Raw genomic sequence first — 2,129 nt, 5'->3', positions numbered from 1 at the left:
TTGGGTGAATTTCGGGCGAATTTCCGTTGGATATTGGGTGAATTTCCGTTGGATACCCGGCGAAGGTCATTCGCGGAGTTTACGGGCACACAAACAATGTCCGCCTCCGCGGACTAAGAAAGAAAGAAAGAAAGAAAGAAAGGACGAATGGAATTTGCTTCTACACAAACAATGTCTGCCTCTGCGGACTAAGAAAATTGTATTTGGCGGTATAAATAGCCGATCGCAATTTCCACATTCACCGATTCAAGTTTTAAGGAATCGCCCAAGCCATACTCGGATAGCACCCATTGTCCCTGTAGATTGCGCCGAAACATCTCTACTTCCGCCTGTTCAACTTTCACCAAGACATATTCTTGTAGTGTTGAAAATTGGCGGTATTTAGCAAACTTTGTGCCGCGATCCAGAGCTTCTGTGGAAGGTGATAAAATTTCGATAATCAAGCAGGGAAATTGCAATAAGTCTGGATGTCGATCGTGTTCATCGCAAGTTACCATAACATCAGGATAAAAATAGTTTCGCCCTCCTTCTACTCGTACTTTCACACCCAAGATATAAATCTCATAGGGCAGATTAAGGTTATCATCTAATAGCTTGAGGAAGTTGACGCAAACCCGATTGTGATTCCGGGTTCCGCCGGTCATAGCGACGACTTCGCCATCCCAATACTCGTAGCGTTCTTCTTGGGTGGGTTCCCAGGCTAGATATTCCTCTGGGCTCATCAACGGGCGATCGGGTAAGGCAACCATAAGTGCGATCGGGAAATGAAGTCTGTTTCTAGGATAACTCAAAGATGGGAATCTCTAATTAAACCAAGTTTTGCTAAGATGTCATAAATAAGCTAAAAAATAAGCAGGTAGTCATGACAGCCACCCTCGCGCGGGCTGTTTTAACCGCAGATACACGGGGATAGATCGCTATCAATCGACATCTAAATGCAGTTTGAGAGCAATATTTACTAACTGCATAATTTCCTAACTCAAACTTCCGACTGCATCGCTGGTAATTCGCTGTTTAGAAATTGTCCTTACTTGCTGTGCTTGAACTTTAGAAGGTTTGGATAAGCCGCTATCCTCTGGATTTAGTAACAACTCGAAAGGGTAGACACGGGTTATATTCGAGGTAATTGGTAGAATTGTAACTGTATTGGCAGCACGGTTATTAGAGTCATTGCTCATCACCAATAAGGGACGGCGTTTATCGATCTCAGAACCAACCGTAGGACTGAGATTCGCGTAGTAAATTTCACCACGTTTCATCTGTCAATCCATCGGCAACTGTTAAATCCCAAGCGGAGTCTACTTCGCTAGATGCTTGTCGGTAAGCAGATTCTAGTTCTTGATTTCGCAGCAATTCCAACGCTAATTCAATTACTTGGGATGGCGATTTGCATCCTTTAGCAATTTTGTAGCTTTCAATGAACTGTAGTAGCGATTGTGATAAGGAAATGGATATTTTTTCAGCTTGCATTATCTTAGCAATTGGTAATTACAAAGATTTCTACTTGATTATAGCACAAGGAGTAAACTAGAGTAAATTTTACTATTTATAGGGCGATCGATCTTTTTTAAACCGATCCATTGCACAGGCGAGACACCCGTGCCACGATTGACGGGAATGGATGAAAGGCCGATCGCACTTTTACATTTTTGCCCTCATCCCCGCCGATAGATTCCGGGTGCGATTCCTGTAGCCGCTCGAAAATGCTTGTTGAGATGACTTTGATTGGAAAAACCGCAAGCAAACGCAACTTCAGCAATTGACAAATCCCGATTTTTGAGCAATGCTTTAGCGCGTTCGACTCGCTGCTTAATTACATATTGCCACGGCGAAACTCCCATCGATTGTTTGAACAAAGCACAAAAATAATAGTGACTTAAATTCAGGTCGGCGGCAATGTTTTCTAAACTCAATTGACCATCGAGATGCGAGCGAATATAGTCGATCGCACATTTTAACTGAAAATCGGACAAACCGCCTTGGTAGGTACGCACAGTGGCGGGAGTAGTGCAGTAGTGGCGCAGTAGGTGAATGCCAAGTAAATTTGCCAGGGATTCGGTGTAAAGCCTACCGCCTAAGCCATCGGTGGTCATTTCAGAGAGGAAAGAACGGGCGATGGTTTCAAGTTG

The 2,129-nt window shown here is 43.7% G+C and carries 4 protein-coding genes; all 4 read right to left on the bottom strand.

What is annotated here, in order from left to right:
* Positions 1-188 precede the first annotated feature (188 nt).
* Positions 189-791, bottom strand: a complete 603-nt coding sequence (locus QT974_RS12815) for a Uma2 family endonuclease (RefSeq protein WP_333468859.1) — start codon at positions 789-791, stop codon at positions 189-191.
* Between the two features lie 183 nt (positions 792-974).
* A complete protein-coding gene (locus tag QT974_RS12810) occupies positions 975-1,259 on the bottom strand; it encodes a type II toxin-antitoxin system PemK/MazF family toxin (RefSeq protein WP_333468858.1) in 285 nt (94 codons plus the stop codon).
* On the bottom strand, positions 1,246-1,470 hold the full coding sequence (locus QT974_RS12805; protein WP_333468857.1) for a CopG family transcriptional regulator: 225 nt from the start codon (positions 1,468-1,470) through the stop codon (positions 1,246-1,248). The genes QT974_RS12810 and QT974_RS12805 overlap by 14 nt, the downstream gene beginning before the upstream one ends.
* Positions 1,471-1,655: 185 nt before the next feature.
* The coding region (locus tag QT974_RS12800; protein ID WP_333468856.1) for an AraC family transcriptional regulator at positions 1,656-2,129 on the bottom strand (474 nt) is incomplete at its 5' end.

Origin of the sequence: Microcoleus sp. BM001215392 (genome assembly GCF_036700185.1) — a bacterium.
Taxonomy (GTDB): domain Bacteria; phylum Cyanobacteriota; class Cyanobacteriia; order Cyanobacteriales; family Microcoleaceae; genus Microcoleus.
Note: the sequence above shows the minus strand (reverse complement) of the source record. Positions and strands in the feature narration are given on the sequence as shown.